This window comes from Blastomonas sp. SL216, assembly GCA_026625625.1.
Taxonomy (GTDB): Bacteria; Pseudomonadota; Alphaproteobacteria; order Sphingomonadales; family Sphingomonadaceae; genus Blastomonas.
Genome location: CP113055.1, coordinates 2526962 through 2544184, shown reverse-complemented (window position 1 = coordinate 2544184; position 17223 = coordinate 2526962). Strand labels below are relative to the sequence as shown.

At 64.7% G+C, this 17223-nt stretch carries 19 protein-coding genes and 1 riboswitch; of the genes, 10 read left to right on the top strand and 9 right to left on the bottom strand.

What is annotated here, in order from left to right; all coding sequences use genetic code 11:
* The first annotated feature begins 43 nt into the window (after positions 1 to 43).
* Positions 44 to 1093, top strand: a complete 1050-nt coding sequence (locus tag OU999_11970) for a hypothetical protein (GenBank protein ID WAC22468.1) — start codon at positions 44 to 46, stop codon at positions 1091 to 1093.
* Between the two features lies 1 nt (position 1094).
* Positions 1095 to 1460, top strand: a complete 366-nt coding sequence (locus OU999_11965) for a hypothetical protein (protein WAC22467.1) — start codon at positions 1095 to 1097, stop codon at positions 1458 to 1460.
* 20 nt (positions 1461 to 1480) lie between these two features.
* Here the strand turns inward: OU999_11965 and OU999_11960 are convergent, their stop codons facing one another.
* Entirely contained in the window at positions 1481 to 1918 is a 438-nt protein-coding gene (locus OU999_11960) for a hypothetical protein (GenBank protein WAC22466.1), read from the bottom strand.
* 179 nt (positions 1919 to 2097) lie between these two features.
* On the opposite strand from OU999_11960, the gene OU999_11955 reads away from it, so the two are divergent.
* The gene (locus tag OU999_11955; protein ID WAC22465.1) at positions 2098 to 2622 is read left to right on the top strand and encodes a hypothetical protein; all 525 of its coding nucleotides are present in this window, start codon (positions 2098 to 2100) and stop codon (positions 2620 to 2622) included.
* 30 nt (positions 2623 to 2652) lie between these two features.
* On the opposite strand, the gene OU999_11950 is transcribed toward OU999_11955, so the two are convergent.
* From OU999_11950 to thiC, 3 genes are all read right to left on the bottom strand, one after another.
* Positions 2653 to 3012, bottom strand: coding sequence for a hypothetical protein (locus OU999_11950; GenBank protein ID WAC22464.1), 360 nt, complete (start codon positions 3010 to 3012; stop codon positions 2653 to 2655).
* Positions 3013 to 3035: 23 nt separating this feature from the next.
* The gene (locus tag OU999_11945; protein WAC22463.1) at positions 3036 to 3383 is read right to left on the bottom strand and encodes a hypothetical protein; all 348 of its coding nucleotides are present in this window, start codon (positions 3381 to 3383) and stop codon (positions 3036 to 3038) included.
* A 127-nt stretch (positions 3384 to 3510) separates the two neighbouring features.
* Entirely contained in the window at positions 3511 to 5400 is a 1890-nt protein-coding gene (thiC, locus tag OU999_11940) for a phosphomethylpyrimidine synthase ThiC (protein ID WAC22462.1), read from the bottom strand.
* Positions 5401 to 5447: 47 nt separating this feature from the next.
* Positions 5448 to 5553, bottom strand: a riboswitch (TPP riboswitch).
* A gap of 74 nt (positions 5554 to 5627) precedes the next feature.
* Here thiC and OU999_11935 point away from each other — a divergent pair.
* The 3 genes from OU999_11935 (at position 5628) to OU999_11925 (ending at position 8601) form a co-directional block, all read left to right on the top strand.
* Entirely contained in the window at positions 5628 to 6266 is a 639-nt protein-coding gene (locus tag OU999_11935) for an ATP-binding cassette domain-containing protein (GenBank protein ID WAC22461.1), read from the top strand.
* Positions 6263 to 7672 carry a hypothetical protein gene (locus OU999_11930; protein WAC22460.1) on the top strand — a complete coding sequence of 470 codons (1410 nt, stop codon included), beginning with the start codon at positions 6263 to 6265 and terminating at the stop codon, positions 7670 to 7672. The genes OU999_11935 and OU999_11930 overlap by 4 nt, the downstream gene beginning before the upstream one ends.
* A gap of 131 nt (positions 7673 to 7803) precedes the next feature.
* Positions 7804 to 8601: a TIGR00266 family protein gene (locus OU999_11925; protein ID WAC22459.1), complete on the top strand. Its 798-nt coding sequence runs from the start codon at positions 7804 to 7806 to the stop codon at positions 8599 to 8601.
* Between the two features lie 47 nt (positions 8602 to 8648).
* On the opposite strand, the gene OU999_11920 is transcribed toward OU999_11925, so the two are convergent.
* Positions 8649 to 9596: a MipA/OmpV family protein gene (locus tag OU999_11920; protein ID WAC22458.1), complete on the bottom strand. Its 948-nt coding sequence runs from the start codon at positions 9594 to 9596 to the stop codon at positions 8649 to 8651.
* A gap of 115 nt (positions 9597 to 9711) precedes the next feature.
* Positions 9712 to 11004, bottom strand: a complete 1293-nt coding sequence (locus OU999_11915) for a glycosyltransferase family 87 protein (GenBank protein ID WAC22457.1) — start codon at positions 11002 to 11004, stop codon at positions 9712 to 9714.
* A gap of 221 nt (positions 11005 to 11225) precedes the next feature.
* Here OU999_11915 and OU999_11910 point away from each other — a divergent pair, with 221 nt between their 5' ends.
* The 3 genes from OU999_11910 (at position 11226) to OU999_11900 (ending at position 13897) form a co-directional block, all read left to right on the top strand.
* Positions 11226 to 12818 carry an isocitrate lyase gene (locus OU999_11910; protein ID WAC22456.1) on the top strand — a complete coding sequence of 531 codons (1593 nt, stop codon included), beginning with the start codon at positions 11226 to 11228 and terminating at the stop codon, positions 12816 to 12818.
* Between the two features lie 169 nt (positions 12819 to 12987).
* Positions 12988 to 13371 (top strand): VOC family protein, encoded by a 384-nt coding sequence (locus tag OU999_11905; GenBank protein ID WAC22455.1) that lies wholly within the window; start codon positions 12988 to 12990, stop codon positions 13369 to 13371.
* A gap of 121 nt (positions 13372 to 13492) precedes the next feature.
* Positions 13493 to 13897 carry a DUF2177 family protein gene (locus tag OU999_11900; protein ID WAC22454.1) on the top strand — a complete coding sequence of 135 codons (405 nt, stop codon included), beginning with the start codon at positions 13493 to 13495 and terminating at the stop codon, positions 13895 to 13897.
* A 44-nt stretch (positions 13898 to 13941) separates the two neighbouring features.
* On the opposite strand, the gene ung is transcribed toward OU999_11900, so the two are convergent.
* Positions 13942 to 14670 carry a uracil-DNA glycosylase gene (gene ung, locus OU999_11895; GenBank protein ID WAC22453.1) on the bottom strand — a complete coding sequence of 243 codons (729 nt, stop codon included), beginning with the start codon at positions 14668 to 14670 and terminating at the stop codon, positions 13942 to 13944.
* 122 nt (positions 14671 to 14792) lie between these two features.
* Between ung and OU999_11890 the strand changes: the two genes are divergently transcribed.
* The gene (locus OU999_11890; GenBank protein ID WAC22452.1) at positions 14793 to 15173 is read left to right on the top strand and encodes a VOC family protein; all 381 of its coding nucleotides are present in this window, start codon (positions 14793 to 14795) and stop codon (positions 15171 to 15173) included.
* A 6-nt stretch (positions 15174 to 15179) separates the two neighbouring features.
* Here OU999_11890 and OU999_11885 read toward each other — a convergent pair whose 3' ends face one another.
* Both OU999_11885 and OU999_11880 read right to left on the bottom strand, forming a co-directional pair.
* Positions 15180 to 15935 (bottom strand): SDR family NAD(P)-dependent oxidoreductase, encoded by a 756-nt coding sequence (locus OU999_11885; protein WAC22451.1) that lies wholly within the window; start codon positions 15933 to 15935, stop codon positions 15180 to 15182.
* The gene (locus OU999_11880; protein ID WAC22450.1) at positions 15932 to 17116 is read right to left on the bottom strand and encodes an acyl-CoA dehydrogenase family protein; all 1185 of its coding nucleotides are present in this window, start codon (positions 17114 to 17116) and stop codon (positions 15932 to 15934) included. The genes OU999_11885 and OU999_11880 overlap by 4 nt, the downstream gene beginning before the upstream one ends.
* Between the last annotated feature and the right edge of the window lie 107 nt (positions 17117 to 17223).

Genomic DNA, 17223 nt, shown 5'->3' with positions numbered 1-17223 from the left:
ATTTGTTCCTGGATTGTTCCCCTCGGGTCAAAGGGAGCATTCCATGTCTGGAAACCCCCATGCGATCAGCCATAAGTCCCCGTACAGCCAGGCGTTCGAAGCCTATCTGAGGACCGGCAGGCGCTCCGGTCTCGTCGCACCGACGCGGCGCATGGAGCGCAAGTTCAACCCCTATCACGATCCCGAAAACGGGCAGTTCACCTTTGCTCCAGGCGGGCAGCGGTCAGGCACGGCGCGCCGATCCCCGCGCGAGGGTTCTGCACCTGCCGACAGGCCGGCGGCGACGCAACCACGGCTGACGCTGGCCAATTACAAGCCCAATCCGCGCGCCCGGATCGGCGGCAACCAGCGTCGGCCCAGCTACGACCCGATGACGCTCGAGCAGACCTTCCCGGGTCTGCGCAATGCTCCGGGCGGGGCGATCATCGCGCTGGCCGACAATGCGCTTGATATCACTGGCCCCTCGCGCCGCCTGACGACGGAGCTCGCGGGTGCCGAAGTGAAGAGCCTGATCGCGCAGATCAGACAGGTGGACCCCGATTTTCGCTACTCGAGCCTCGGCCCTGCGACCACGTTGGAGGGGCAGATCAACGAGATCAAGACCCTCAGGATGCACCGCGCGGCGGTGCGTTACAACAAGCTGGGGGATATGGGGCCGCTGCAGGTCGAGGTCTTGCGGCAAATGCAGGCGAGTACTGACCGAGCCTATGAGAAAGGCGTTAAGCTGTTTGGTGCCGGGCACTTGCGACCGCGCCTTTCGCCCGACGAAGCGATAGGCAATTTCATTGATCGCTCCGTCAAGGCTGAAATGAGGATGCTGTTTGATCGCTATGGTATTCAACATGGCGTTGGCAGGCAGGTGCGAGTGTCGGGTCGCGAATATGATACGTCCGGAACGGATCGAACATATCGCATCCCTGATGCGAGGGTTGGCAGAATGGCCTATGATATGACCACTGAACGCAAGTTGCCGTCGAAGCCTCAGATTCGAGGGTTTTTCGGCGCTGATTTTGGAGCCGACTCTGTGGTGATCGTGCGCCCTACCCAGCTTGGACGAGGCAGTACCTACGTCATCAAGAAGCCAGGAAAGTAAGATGCCGAAAATAGAGGATCCCAGCAAACCTCCCTATTTCCCCAAGGACCTGGATTCCATTTATGATCTTCTGGGTTGGATGATGCTATATGCGCCAGAATTCAAGTCGGGAATGTCATGGGCGTATGAGGAAAGCATCGACATCACGTTCTTTCAGCTCAACGAAGGCTTGAAGACGATCCGCCACCAACTCGGCCAACAGACATATGCCCAGCTTGTCAGCATGTCGCAGCAGATGCGCGCGCATTTCGAGGCCGACCCGGAAGACAAGACCGAAGATGGCATCAAGGGCCGCGTCCTCATTGACGAGATGAGCGACATCCTGCTCGCCAGCCGCAGGCGCAAGGTGCCGCGCGGCGGGGGGTGATCCCGCGCCTCGCCAGGCCCTTACCAGATGTTGACCGTGATCGTGATCGGCGGCTTGTCCCCCGCACCGTGACAGATATAGGTGATCGCCACAGGGACTTTGCTCTTGCCGCGATATTCGGGCTTGATGGTCATCCGGTCGATGGCCTTGAGCTCGACCAGCCCGCTGATCCGATCATGCGCAAAATCGAGCGCCACTTCCGTGCCGGCGGGGACATAGCTCGTGTTTTCCGGTGCATCCGGTCCGCCAAAGCGTTTGGGCAGCAGCCGGATCTTCACCAGTTCGCCGCGCCTGGCCAGCGCCGCTGCTTTCTCGCGGCTGGTGACATGCGAAAAGTCCATCGGCATGGCCTTGTCCCCCGGGCCCGTCGCCGCAGAGCCGGCCGCAAGGTCGGCGGGCAAGGCGATGATTGCGGCCGCCAGCATCGCGCGCATCAGGGCCAGTCTGGCATGGAGCATGGCTTGGCCTCCGCAGGCGTGTGGCAGCGGCTCGCTGCTGCGGGCAAGCATAATGCGTCCACCGCCCCGCGTGCAGCCCGATCCGGGCAGTTTGATCCGGAGTGGATCAATTCGATGGCGCGCCCTTGGGCGCAATCTGCCGTCTGGCGCGTGGCCGCGAATGACGTTAGCTAAAGGCCATGGTGCGACCGTTCTTCCGATCCCGTCTCCGCGCGTTTCAGGCGATGCTGGGCGATTGTCCCGACCCGGGCTTCATCGCCACGCTCGAATATCTGGAGAATCGCGATCTGGACCTGTCGATCCGTCTCGGCGGGCTGCTGGCGTTCAACGCGCTGATGACCACCATCGGCACGCATCCCATTTCCGCGAGCCCCGGCGCGCCGCTCAGCCTCGATGCGCCGACCCAGCCGTTGCTGACATTGCTCAGCCTGGTCGGTCTGCTGCCGCTGGTCTGGTCGAGCATATTGTGCCTGCGCGCGCTGCTGCTGGGCGAGGAGTTCGAAACCGAAGGGCTGGAGGAAGGGCTGATCTCCGGGCCCGATCCCGATAGCGTGCTCAAGCTGCAACGCCGCCTGTTCGCCGCCTTCATCCATTCGATCGACTCACAGGCGCATTATCTGCGCCATTCGGTGATCGCCACCTTCGCGGGTGGTGCGATGACCATGCTGGTGTGGGGCGCGATCCTTTGGGACAAGATGGTCTGAGGCTGCACTCTGCCGGCTCCAGCGCTCGCGCTACCAGGGCAGCTTGGGCAGGCAGGCGATCAGCGCATCGGCGCGCGGATCATCGCCCAGAAAGGCGCGGATATCGGCCAGAATGTCCTCGCGCGGGCGCGGCTCCACCACCTCGAACGGGCCATGGCCGACATCGATATCCAGCCAGACCGTCTGATGCTCGATCGGCCGGGCCCCGCGCCGCCAGCGCCGCACCAGCTTGATGTACGACGCGGTGCCATCATAGACCTGCAGCATCGGCAACGCGCCCTGATCGGGCAGTTGCAGCAGCAGCGTGCCGGTATCGGGCGTCGGTCCGGTATTCAGACCGGTCAGCACGACGCGATAGCTGGGGTCTTCGGGGAAGGCCGGGCCGCTCATATCCTGTCTCCGCTTGGGGGCCTTCAGCCCTTGATCTGCTCCGCGCTGGTCAGGCTGCGCTCACCCGACAGGTTCTGATACACCTGCACCCGCCAGCGGCTGCCGTCCGTGAACACGAGATCCATGCGATAGTTCATCCCCGCCACGACCTGCTGGCTGATAGCCTCGATCTCGGCGAGCTCTGCGCCGGGCACATCCATGGCATTGAACGCCCAGACCGCAACTGCCTCGATCTCGGGCGTGAGTGTGGCCTTGCTCCAGCCGCCTGTGATGACGGGAGCCTCCTGCTCTGAGGGCGGCGGCGGCGCGTCCTGCGCGCAGGCAGCAAGGGGGAGTGTGAGCAGGGCGAGGGTGAGCGGGGTACGGGACATGTCGGGCCTTGGTTCTGATGGTGTTCGGGCGCAATTCAGGCGGTGGGCGGTGAAGGGCGAGCTGCTCCTTGCGGCGTGCTTGGCCGTTTCGGTAATCATGGCTCGCCTCTCAAATGCCCGGCCCCCCTCACTCCGCAGGCAGGTACAGCTCGCCGCCCTCCTGCTTGAAGCGTTCGCTCATCTCCGCCATGCCTTTCAGCGCGGCCTCGCGGCTGGCGGCGGCTGTCTCTGCGCCGCTCGGGCCGGTGGCGATGAAGCCTTCGACGCCCTGGTTCTGCTTGGTGGCGAAGTCGCGGACTTCCTGGCTGATTTGCATCGAGCAGAATTTGGGGCCGCACATGCTGCAGAAATGCGCGGTTTTCGCGCCTTCCGCGGGCAGGGTCTGGTCGTGGAATTCCTCTGCGGTGTCAGGATCGAGCGAGAGGTTGAACTGGTCGCGCCAGCGGAATTCGAAGCGTGCCTTGCTCAGCGCATCGTCGCGCACCTGCGCTGCCGGATGGCCCTTGGCAAGGTCTGCGGCATGCGCGGCGAGCTTGTAGGTGACCACGCCGACCTTGACGTCGTCACGATCGGGCAGGCCCAGATGCTCCTTGGGCGTGACATAGCAGAGCATCGCCGTGCCATACCAGCCGATCTGCGCCGCGCCGATCCCTGAGGTGATGTGGTCATAGCCCGGCGCAATGTCGGTGGTGAGCGGGCCCAGGGTATAGAACGGCGCTTCGCCGCACACCTCGAGCTGCTTTTCCATATTCTCCTTGATCTTGTGCATCGGGACGTGCCCGGGCCCTTCGATCATCACCTGCACGTCGGATTTCCACGCGCGATGGGTCAGCTCGCCCAAAGTATAGAGCTCGCTGAACTGCGCCTCGTCATTGGCATCGGCGATCGATCCGGGGCGCAGGCCATCGCCCAGCGAATAGGCGATGTCGTACGCCTTCATGATCTCGGTGATCTCGTCGAAATGCTCGTACAGGAAGCTTTCCTTGTGATGCGCCAGGCACCATTTCGCCATGATCGAGCCGCCGCGCGACACGATGCCGGTGACGCGCTTGGCCGCCATCGGGATGTAGGCGAGCCGCACGCCTGCATGGATGGTGAAATAGTCCACACCCTGTTCGGCTTGTTCGATCAGCGTATCGCGGAAGATCTCCCAGGTCAGTTCCTCGGCAATGCCGCCGACCTTTTCCAGCGCCTGATAGATCGGCACGGTGCCGATCGGAACGGGGCTGTTGCGCAGGATCCATTCGCGCGTGTCGTGGATGTTGCGGCCGGTGGAAAGGTCCATCACGGTGTCCGCGCCCCAGCGGATCGACCAGACCATCTTGTCGACTTCGGACGCCACGTTCGAGGCGACCGCGCTGTTGCCGATATTGGCGTTGATCTTGACCAGGAAGTTGCGGCCGATCGCCATCGGCTCGGTTTCGGGATGGTTGATGTTGCTGGGGATGATCGCACGGCCGCGCGCAACCTCATCGCGGACGAATTCGGGCGTCACATAATCGGGGATCGACGCGCCGAAGCTGTTGCCGTCGCGGCGATATTCCTTGAGCCGTTCGCGGCCCAGATTCTCGCGCTCGGCGACATATTCCATCTCGGGCGTGATGATGCCCCGACGGGCATAATGCATCTGGCTGACGTTCATGCCCGGCTTCGCGCGCAGCACCTGCTTGCGGACATTGGGGAAGGGGGGCACGCCGCCCGAACGATCGGGGCCCAGCTGGCCGTTATCCTCCGGCTTGACCTCGCGCTGGGTTACTTCCTCGACGTCGCCGCGCGCCAGGATCCAGTCGCGGCGCAGCTCGGGAAGCCCTGCGGAAATATCGATATGGGCATTGGGGTCGGTATAGGGGCCCGAGGTGTCATAGACGCGCACCGAAGGCTCGCCACCGGCCAGATCGATCTCGCGCATCGCCACGCGGATGCCGCTGCCCGATTTGGTCGCGACATGCACCTTGCGGCTGCCGCGAATGGGCCCGGTGGTCACGCCGATCTCGGTGCGGGAGTGGATATCTGCCATGGTTATGCTCTCCTTGGTCGGCGGGAGAGCGGATGCGGGCGCATGGATGGACAAGCCCGCTCCCTCCCTCCGCCGGTATCAGCCGGTTCAGGTTCAACGGGTCGTGGGACGCAACGCCCACCTCTCAGCCGCTCGGCTCCCCGGGGATGGGGGTGAGATTAGGATGGTCGGCGCGCCAAGGCCAGCGAAATCCGCTTGCGCGATGTGTATTGCCGTAATAATACAGCATGATGCTGACACTGAACAACATCTCCCGATCCTATGGCCGCAAGCGGGTGCTTGACGGGGTGACCGCCACCTTTCCCACGGGCCTTACGCTGCTGGTCGGGCCGAGCGGGGCGGGGAAGTCGACCTTGTTGCGGCTGCTGGCGACGGCGGAGAAGCCCAATGGTGGCGAGATTGCGTGGGATGGATCGGCGCTGCCCGGCGCGCGCAGGGCGTTGCGGGCGAGCCTGGGCTATGCGCCGCAAGCCGTTGATCTGCCCGAGGATCTGACTGCGCGCGAGTTTGCGCTGCACATGGCGGCGCTGAAGGGGCTGCAACATGCCGAGGCCGATGCGCAGTTCGGCGCGATCACCGACCGGATCGGGCTGCATGCCGATATCAACAACCGCATCGCCACCTTTTCCGGCGGCATGCGACGCCGGCTGGTGTTCGCGCAGGCGATGCTAGGCGCGCCCCGGCTGCTGGCGCTGGATGAGCCCACGGCCGAGCTGGATGGCGAGACCGCAGCGCGGCTGAGCGAGTTGATCGTCGAGCGCGCGCGCGAGGCGGTGGTGGTGATGACCACGCATCTTGCCGACGCGCTCGCCCCGCATGCGGTGCAGGTGCTGCGCGTCGATCAGGGCCAGGTGCGGCCCGCATGAGCATCGCGGCCCGGCCCGGCGAGGTGCTGCGCTCGTCGCTCGACACCAGCCTGCTGCGCTACCGGCGCAGCTGGGGGCTGTGGCTGCTGCTGCTGATCGCCCCGGTGGGCGCGCGCTTCATGATTTCGGACGAGAGCGGCCAAGGCGTCGTGATCGCGGTCCAGGATCAGCTGCCGGTGCTGACCTCGGCGATGCTTGGTGTGTGGTTGGGCATCGTGGTGACGACGCTGCTGCTGCCGGTGGGGTATATCTATTTGCGCGCCAACACCAACCGCCGCCAGCCCTGGCAGGTGGAGGAGGTGACCGCCGCGCCGCGCGTTGCGATGCTGTTCGGGCGGTTCGCCGCCGATGCTGCGGTGCTGCTCGGCACGCTGGGCACGCTGACGCTGGCGGGCTGGTTCCTCGGCTGGCTGATGGTGAGCGGGCCGTACAGCTTGTGGCAGATCGCCTATCCGCTCTGGCTGATCGCCACCCCGCCGCTGATCATGCTTGCGGCTCTGCGCATCCTGTTCGATGCGCTGCCATGGCTGCGCGGGGCGCTGGGCGATCTCGCCTATTTCTTCCTGTGGATGGCATCGATCGTGATGCCGCTTGTGGGGGCGAACCAGCCTTCGTCCTTCACCTCCAACCTGTTCGACCATCCCGGCTTTGTCCGCCCGCTGGCAGGTCCCGAGCCGGCAGGCGAGATGAACGTCCAGATCGGCGGAGTCGACCCGGCCACCCTGAAGCCCGGCCGCATCGACCTGGACGTGCGCGCCGGGCTGCACGCGCCGGGCTATATCGCCGCGCGGCTGGCCTGGATCGGGATTGCGGTGGCGATGGTGCTGATCGCGGGGCTGATATATCGCCCGCATCGCGTCGGCAGGCGCAAGGCCGGTCAGGGCCGGATCGCCAGGCTGCTGTCCGCAGGGCCACCTCCGGCGGCGCGCGTCGATGCGCCCGCTGCCCGGCTGGCCGGATCGCCCGCGCTGGGGCTGGTGCGCGCCGAATTCCGCCTGGTCGGAGCAGGACGCCTGTTCCTGCTGCTCGCCGCTGCGGTGGCGCTGATGGGGCTGGGCGGGGATTATCGCCATATGGGCAGCCCGGCGGCGCTGCTGCTGCTGATCTTCGGGCTGTGCGCGCATGCCGGGCGCAGCGAGGCACGCGGGCTGCTCAAGCTGGCTGCGACCACCGCCCTGTCGCCGATGATGCGGCGCGCGGCCTTTGTGGTGGCGGGAACCGGCTGGGCGCTGCTGCTGGCGCTGCCCGCTGCGGTCGCGCGCGGATCGGGCGAGCCGCTGGCGCTGGCGGTGACGACCGGCGGAGCTGCTTCGATAGCCGCCATAGTGCTCGCCGCGCTGACCGGATCATCTTTCGCCCCGCGGGTCGTGCTGCTGATCGCCTGGTACGTCTATCTCTCCAGCTGATCAGCGCCAATTCATGGCACCATGCCGCATGGGCTGGACCCTGAACATTCGTCCCGCCTATGACCCACCGCATTGCTGCGGTCATGGCCAGGCATTAGGGTCGCTTCAGCTTATACCCACAGGAGACGGACATGCCCGCGCATGAGATAGATTTCGAGATCAAGGGCCAGGAACTGCAGTTTGTCGAGATCGAGCTCGATCCCGGCGAGAGCGCCGTGGCCGAGGCCGGATCGATGGTGTGGAAGGACCCTTCGATCGAGATGACCACCGTGTTCGGCGACGGCAGCGACGATCAGGGCGGCGGCTTCATGGGCAAGCTGCTGGGAGCGGGCAAGCGGCTGGTGACGGGTGAGAGCCTGTTCACCACCGTGTTCACGCATACCGGCTCGGGCAAGGCGCGCGTTGCCTTTGGCGCGCCGGTGCCGGGATCGATCCTGCCCATCGACCTGTCGCAATATGGCGGCCGGCTGATCTGCCAGAAGGACAGCTTCCTCGCAGCGGCCAAGGGCGTGTCGATCGGCATCCATTTCCAGAAGCGTATCCTCACCGGCCTGTTCGGCGGCGAAGGCTTCATCATGCAGAAGCTGGAAGGCGATGGCATGGTGTTCGCGCAGATGGGGGGCACGATCGTCGAGCGCGAACTGCGCGCCGGCGAGGAACTGCATGTCGACACCGGCTGTATCGCGGCATTTACCGGCAATGTGGATTTTGACCTGGTCTCGGCCGGCGGCATCAAGACCTCGCTGTTCGGCGGAGAGGGGCTGTTCTTCGCGCGGCTGCGCGGACCCGGCCATGTGTGGATCCAGTCGCTGCCCTTTTCGCGCCTGGCAGGCCGGATGCTGGCAGCGGCGGGCAGCCGGGGCGGCCAGACGCGGGGCGAAGGCTCTGCCCTCGGCAGTTTTGGTGATCTGATCAGCGGCAACAACTGACTGCCGGCCCCCGCGCGGCCATCGGGCGGCGCGGGGGCGGCATAATGTCAGAAGGTATAGGTGAGGCCGACGCCGCCAAAGAACTGGTCGGCATCGCCGCGAATGGCGACGATCGGGCTGTCGGCAATATCGCCCTGCAGCCGCGAATAGCTGCCCAGCACGAACGCACCCCAGCCGCCATCGAGCGCGTTACCCGAAAGATCGATGCCGACAAGGGCCGATGTCTGGAGCGACTTGAGGCCACCGCCTGCGCGATAGCGCGGCAGGCCCGATGCGCGGCTGCCAGCTGCATCGATGCTGAAATAGGTATCGGCATAATCACCATCGACGAAATCGGCCGAGGCGGACAGGTTGATCACGCCCTTGGTGCCGAGCAGCCGGTTATAGCTGACCTGCGGCGTCACCAGCGCACCGGAATGCACCCCGGAGACATCGAACAGCGCATCGGTCTGGATGGTGATGCTGTCGAAGCGGTTGAAGATGCGATTGATCTTGATGCCGCCGGTCGCGCCCATTTCCAGCGCGATCGGGAAATCCCCCAGCCGCTTGACCACCGCGTCGCGGATACGGTTGTTCCGCTCCAGTCGAACGCGAACCACGGGCCCGGCAATATACTCCACCTTGGGCAGCACCGGGTCCTTGATCAGGTCGACGAACAGGCCGGGACCGCGCGCACCGAAATTATAGCCCTTGTAGCTGCCCTGGACGACCGGTGCGGGGAAGAAGACATATTGGTCCGACCCCTCATAGCTGGGCACCATGCCCGCGCCGAGGCCCACGGTCATGTAGAAATCCTTGGCGAAAACCGACTGCGCCATGGCGGTGGCGGTGGCGAGCAGACGCAGCTGTTCCGGCGTGGGGCCGGGCTTGGCCGGGGCCTTGTCTTCGCTCTCGGCGGGCTTCGGCGCGGGCGGCTGGTCGGCCACGGCCTGGGCAAAGGCGGGCGTGCCTGCACTCAGAATCAGGGCAAGGCTCGCAAGGGTTCTGGCGATCATCGGGGACATTCCATGGAGGCTGGGGCTCTGCCGGGGCAGGAGCATGTGGGGGGACACCGCGCGACTCGATATAATGCTGCGGTGCAGCAGATCAAGATCGCATATCGCGCCACTGTCACGCGGCGGGCATGCGCCCCTGGACCTGCGCGTCGCTGTCATCCTGCGCTGGACTGCCAAGCGGCGCGCGCCGCAGCGCCAGGGTTGCCAGCGCGATCACCAGCAGCAGCATCGGTGCCATCAGCGACAGCGACCGGGCACCGCTTTCGGGATCACCCAGCCGCACCACCGAATTTTCGGGCATGGTGATCGACACGCCCAGCCCATAGCCGGTGGCGATCCAGGTCAGCGCGAACAGCGTGGTCTGTTCGGCCGGTCGGGTGCGCTCTGCCAGCTCGGGCAGCACAAAGGCTATGGCCAGGCCCAGGATGGTCAGGTCGTAATCATAATTATAGGGGCTGATGAACAGCGATGCGCAGCAGATCGCGGCGGCCAGCCGGTTGCCGCTGGTGCCGCGCCGCCACAGCCATAGCAGTGCAGCGATGGCGCTCAGCGCGCCTGCGGCCTGGATCACCATCGCCATGCCGGGGCCTGCGCCCAGCGTGTGCGCGGTGGCATAAAGCGATGTCATGCGGAACAAAGGGTAATAGCCGTCGCGCAGATAGGTGCCCGATTCCGCGATGCCATCGATAAAGCCCGACCAGACCTCGGGCCCGAGCGCGGCGGTCGCGGCGAGCAGCAGCGTGATCACGGTGAGCGCGGCGATCATCACCGACTGCCAGCGCCGCTCGGCCAGCGTCATCAGCGTGATGCCCACGGCCAGATGCGGCTTGATCACCATCAGCCCCAGCGGCAGCCCCGCTCCGGGCTGGCGGTTCAGAAAGGCGAGCAGGAACATCCCGATCAGCCCCCCGGTCAGGAAGCCGTTCTGCCCCGTGCGCGTCAGCAGCAGCAAGGTCGGCAGCATCAGCATCAGCACCCCCGGCGTGAAGCGGCCTGCGATTCGGTGGACGACATGGAGATAGAAGGCAAAAGTCAGCCCGGTGAACAGCAGAAATCCGACGCCTACCGGGAGGTTGGCGAGCATCGCCACGAACAGCGTGAAGGGCGGCGGATAGGTCCAGGGCATGAACGAGCGCTTGCCGGTAAATTCTTCCTGCGCGGCGAACATGCTCTCCAGCCGATAGGCATCGTCGGCGCGGCCCTCCAGCGCCAGCCGCCCGGCAACATGGAACGCATCGTAATCGGTCAGGATCTTGGTCGCGCCGACCAGCTGCGGCGCCTGGAAGAAGATTGCCGAGACGATCGCCAGCATCGCCAGCACCGCCAGGATCGCTATCGCCAGCCGCGTGCGCGTGAAGGGGCTGTCCGCAAGGGCAGCACGATCGGCACTGGCCGCAGGATCTGTCATGGCCGTCATGAAGAGCGGGTTAGCATGCCGCGCCTTCCATATGGTTAACGTCGCGGTCATTTGTAATTAAATTTACAGTTTGACACGCGGCTTGTTCGCACCTGGCGCAAAACTACAAGAATTTTGCGCTATTTTGCGGTCGTCAGCGCCGGATCGGCGTATCCAACTCTCATGAGGTGTCAATTTGTGACACCGTCTGATTCGCAATGAGGAAAGACGCCATGTCCTATACCGATCAAATCCGCGCAAACGAACAGCTCGTCGGCAGCAAGCAGGGCCGCTGGACCGGCATCAATCCGGAATCGGTGGCGCGCATGCAGCTGCAGAACCGCTTCCGCACAGGCCTCGACATCGCGCGCTATACCGCCAAGATCATGCGCGAAGACATGGCCGCCTATGATGCCGATCCTGCGCAGTACACCCAGTCGCTGGGCTGCTGGCACGGTTTCATCGCGCAGCAGAAGATGATCTCGATCAAGAAGCATTTCGGCACCACCAAGCGCCGCTATCTGTACCTGTCGGGCTGGATGGTCGCCGCGCTGCGCAGCGATTTCGGTCCGCTGCCCGACCAGTCGATGCACGAAAAGACCAGCGTGCCCGCGCTGATCGAAGAGCTCTACACCTTCCTGCGCCAGGCCGATGCCCGCGAGCTTGACCTGCTGTTCAGCGGCATCGACAAGGCGCGCGCCGCAGGCGACACCGCCAAGGAACAGGAACTGCTCGCCCAGGTCGAGAATTTCCAGACGCATGTCGTGCCGATCATCGCCGATATCGATGCCGGCTTCGGCAATGCGGAAGCCACCTATCTGCTCGCCAAGAAGATGATCGAAGCCGGTGCCTGCGCGCTGCAGATCGAAAACCAGGTGTCGGACGAAAAGCAGTGCGGTCACCAGGACGGCAAGGTCACCGTGCCGCACGAGGACTTTCTCGCGAAGATCCGTGCCTGCCGTTATGCATTCCTGGAACTGGGCGTCGAGGATGGCATCATCGTCACGCGCACCGACTCGCTGGGCGCGGGCCTGACCAAGCAGATTGCCGTCAGCCACGAGCCGGGCGACATCGGCGACCAGTATAACAGCTTCCTCGATTGCGAAGAGATCGACCCCGCCACTGCGCGCAACGGCGATGTCATCCTCAACCGCAATGGCAAGCTGCTGCGTCCCAAGCGCCTGCCCAGCAACCTGTTCCAGTTCCGCGAAGGCACTGGCGAGGACCGCTGCGTGCTCGACAGCATCACCAGCTTGCAGAACGGCGCCGACCTACTGTGGATCGAGACCGAAAAGCCGCATGTCGAGCAGATCGCTGGCATGATGGACCGCATCCGCGAAGTCGTTCCCAATGCGAAGCTGGTCTACAATAACTCGCCGTCGTTCAACTGGACGCTCAACTTCCGCCAGCAGGTCTATGACGCGATGGTGTCCGAAGGTCTCGACGTGTCCGAATATGACCGCGCCCAGCTGATGGACGCCAAGTATGACGACACCGAGCTGGGCATTGCCGCCGACAAGCGCATCCGCACCTTCCAGGCGGATGGATCGCGCCGCGCCGGCATTTTCCACCACCTCATCACGCTGCCGACCTATCACACCGCCGCGCTGTCGACCGACAATCTGGCGAAGGAATATTTTGGAGAAGCGGGCATGCTGGGCTATGTATTGGGCGTCCAGCGGCAGGAGATCCGTCAGGGAATCGCATGCGTGAAGCACCAGAACATGTCTGGAAGCGACATCGGCGATGCTCACAAGGAATATTTCGCTGGCGAGGCGGCGCTGAAGGCCGGCGGCGTCAACAACACGATGAACCAGTTCGGTTGAACGGACGGTTCCTTGTGATCGGTAGTGCGTTAAAATAATGTCTGACCGATAAAGTTTTCCTGGGGAGGAAAAAGGTTTACCCGCCGGTGGCAACATCGGCGGGTTTCCTTTTGGGGGCTATGTTTACTTCGTGATATCCTGCGCACCGACTCAGGCGACAGGAGCGGACATGGGCAAGATCATCGGCCTTGGCGGTCTTTTCTTCAAATCACCCGACCCAGATGGCTTGCGCGCATGGTATGCCCGCGTGCTGGGCCTTACCTTCGATGACTGGGGCGGGCTGGTGTTTCTGCCGCAGGACGCCGCGAATCACCCCGGCGCGGGCACGGTGTTCTCGCCCTTTGCAGCAAGCACCGAATATTTCGCGCCATCGACCAAGGAGTTCATGTTCAACCTGATGGTGGACGATCTGGAGGCGGTGCTGGCGCGCTGCGCGGCCGAAGGGGTGGAGCCGGTCAAGACCTTCCCCGCCGAGGCCAATGGCCTGTTCGCGCACATCATGGACCCGGAAGGGCGCAAGATCGAACTGTGGCAACCCAAGCCGATGGGCTGACGCGCGTATCTGGATCGCATGGTCGGGCGTAGCTGCCATCAGACCGTTGACAATCGCCGGTGGCCAGGGTCGTTTCCGGCGCGAAGCGATCCTTATCCGTCCTCAGCCAGAAAGCCGATACATGCTCCGCTATGCCGCCGCCTATCTGTTCACCGGGCTTGCCTTTGCGCTGATCGACAGCGTCTGGCTCAAGACCATGGCCCCGCGCCTCTATCAGCCGCTGCTGGGCGATCTGCTCGCCCCGTCCTTCCGCCTCGCGCCTGCAGTGGTGTTCTACCTGCTGTATATCGCGGGCATCCAGATTTTCGCCGTGGTCCCCGCTCTGGCCGACGGCCGCTGGCAGACCGCCCTGGTCAAGGGCGCGCTGCTCGGCTTTTTCTGCTACATGACCTATGACCTTACCAACCAGGCGACGCTGGCGACTTGGAGCACCAAGATCACCGTGCTCGACATCATCTGGGGCACGTTCCTGACCGGATCGTCGGCGCTGGTCGGCTTTGCGGTGACGCGGGCGGTGTTCAAGTAAACGTTCAAACCCGCTCTCTGCCTTCGCGAAGGTGGCGCATGGCGTCAGGCGGGTTGCACGCTTTCGGGCAGCTGCCAGTCGATCGGGTCCAGCCCCTGGTCTTGCAGGAACGCATTGGCCTGGCTGAAATGGCCGCAGCCCAGAAAACCGCGATGCGCCGATAGCGGCGAGGGGTGCGGGGCCTTCAGCACCAGATGCCGCCCGCCACGATCGATGCTGTCGACGCCTGCTGCCTTTTTCTGGGCATGGGCACCCCAGAGCAGGAACACCACCGGGTGCGGCAGCGCGTTGACCTGCGCGATGACCGCATCGGTAAACCGCTCCCAGCCATGCCCCTGATGCGATCCGGCATCGCCCATTTCCACCGTCAGCACCGCGTTGAGCAGCAGCACGCCCTGGCGCGCCCAGGGCTCCAGAAAACCGTGGCGCGGCGGGGTCAGCCCCAGGTCGCGCTGCAATTCCTTGTAGATATTGACCAGCGAGGGCGGCACCGGCACCCCGGGCCGCACGCTGAAGCACAGGCCGTGGGCCTGGCCGGGGCCATGATAGGGGTCCTGGCCCAGGATCACCACGCGCACCTGGTCCGGCGGGGTGAGGTCGAGTGCGCGGAACCAGTGGCTTCCGGGCGGAAAGATGCGCTTGCCCGCCGCCTTGCGCTCCAGCAGGAATTGCTTGAGTTCGGCCATATAGGGCGCGGCAAATTCACCGGCCAGCGCCGCGCGCCATTGCGGATCGAGCTGGATGGCGGCTTGCGGCGAGTCAGGCTGTTCCATGCGCGCGACCATGGCGCTGGCCGGTCCAAAGCGTCAACCCAAGGGTTTTCGCCTCGGACCCATTTGATGATACACAGGCATCATGCCGCGCGAATCGCGACGCATTAGCGGGAGATCTCTGCATGCCGCTCACCCACGCCAAACCTGTCACCTTCATCAACACCGCGAATCGCCGGGTGGCCGAAGCCTTTTACCGCGATACGCTCCAGCTGCCCTTTGTTGCCGATGACGGCTTTGCCGCCGTGTTCGATCTGGGCGGGGCCGTGCTGCGGGTCACCGAGCTGGAGGGCTATGCTGCCGCGCCGCACCCGGCGCTGGGCTGGTCGGTCGAGGATATCGAGCAGACCATGGAGCATCTGGCCAGCCGCGGCGTCGCACCCAAATTCTATGAAGGCTTCGGTCAGGACGCGCTGGGTATCTGGACCGCGCCCGACGGGGTGGCAAAGGTCGCCTGGTTTCAGGACCCGGACGGCAATCTGCTGAGCCTCACCCAGAGCAACTGAGCCGCCTCAGAGCGACTGCACCAGATGCCCGCCATCGACCGTCAGGATGCTGCCGGTCATGAAGCGGCTGGCATCGGAGGCGAGCAGCAGCAGCGGGCCATCCAGATCGGGCAGTTCGCCATAGCGGCGCATCGCGATGCGCTTGCGCAGGGGTTCGCCTGCCTCGCCAGAGAGCTGGTCGCGGTTGATGTCGGTCAGGAAATAGCCAGGCGCGAGCGCGTTGACGCGGATGTTGAACCGCGCCAGCTCCATCGCCAGCTGCTTCGTCATGTGCAGCACGCCCGCCTTGGACACGGCATAGGGGCCGGTTCCAGCAGCGGGCTGAAAGCCGGTGATCGACGCGGTGTTGATGATGTTGCCGCCGCCGCGCTCGCGCATGCCGCGCGCCGCCTCGGTCGCGACATTCCACGCGCCTTTCAGGTTGATGCCCATCACGAAGTCGTAATCGTCCTCGGTCTGGTCGAGCGCGCGCCTGGTCACCGCGACCCCGGCATTGTTGATACAGGTGTGGATCGCCCCTGCGGCCGCCATGCCCTCGCGCACCGAGGCGAGCTCTGCGACATCCATCCGGATCGCCTCGGCGCTGCCGCCAGCAGAGCGGATTTCCTCGACCAGCGCCTCCAACGCGGGCAGGCGGCGCGCGGTGACGATCACATGCGCGCCGCTCTTCGCCAGCAGCCGCGCGAAATGCGCGCCAAAGCCTTCGCTCGATGCGCCGGTGACCAGGATGCGCTGGCCGGTCAGATCTGCGCTCAGGCTCATGCGGCGGCTCCTTCGGTCGCGTGCTTGTGGTCGCGCTTGATCTTCTTCGCGAGCGACCATTTGTGCACTTCGGTCGGGCCGTCATAGATGCGGAAGGCGCGGATTTCACGGAACACCTGCTCGACGATCGTGTCGCCGCTGACGCCCTTGCCGCCCATCACCTGCACGCAACGATCGGCGACGCGCATAAGCGCCTCTGACACCGCAACCTTGGCCATCGAGCTTTCGGCCGTGCCGAGCTCGCCGGTGTCGAGCACGCCCGCGCACCAGGCGATCATCAGCTCGGCCTGTTTCAGGTCGATCAGGTTCTCCGCCAGCATGAAGCCGACGCCCTCGTGATCGACCAGGGGCTTGCCGAACGCATGACGGCGGCAGGCATAATCGCTCGCGATCTCGTGCGCGCGGGTCGCCGCGCCAAACCAGCGCATGCAGTGCGACAGCCGGGCAGGGGAGAGGCGCACCTGCGCGTATTTGAAGCCCTCGCCGCTATTGCCCAGCATCTGGTCGGCGGGGACGCGCAGGTTTTCGATGGCGACAATGGCATGGCCGCCGGGCATCGAGCTGTCGATGGTGTCCATCACCCGCTCGATGCGAATCGCAGGGTCGGGCAGATCGACCAGGAACATGCACGCGCCGTCCTCTGACTTGGCCATGACGATGCCGACCTTCGCGCCTTCTGCGCCGGTGATGAACGCCTTGCGCCCGTTGATCACCCAATGGTTGCCGTCGAGCTTCGCGGTCGTCTGCATCATCGACGGGTCGGAGCCCGCGCCGCCTTCGTCGGCCGGTTCGGTCATGAAGAATGCCGAGCGCGAATCGCCCGAAACGAGCTGGTTCAGGAACCGCGCCTTCTGCTCCGGGCTCCCGACCTTGCCCAGCAGGTACATATTGCCCTCGTCGGGCGCGGCGGTGTTGACGGCGACCGGGCCGAGCGGCGACAGGCCCGATTTCTGCAGCACGATCGCGGTCTGCGCCTGAGTCAGGTGGCGACCATCGGGCAGGATATGCGGCGTCATCACACCAGCTTCGCGGGCAAGCGCGCGCATCTCCAGCACCAGCTCTTCGGACGGTCCATGCGGGCCGCAGCGAGGGTCCTGCTCATAGGGCGCGATCACTTCGCGGACGAACCGCTCAACCTTCGCGGCAATGGCATCGACTTCGGCGGCGGACAGGTGGGACATGAAAAAAGGCTCCCGCAACGTTCATGGAATCGCCCAAGCCGGGTAAACGAGCTGACAGTTTAATCAACTGATTAAAGTGGGGGAGGGGGCGGATTTCCTGTCTTCCC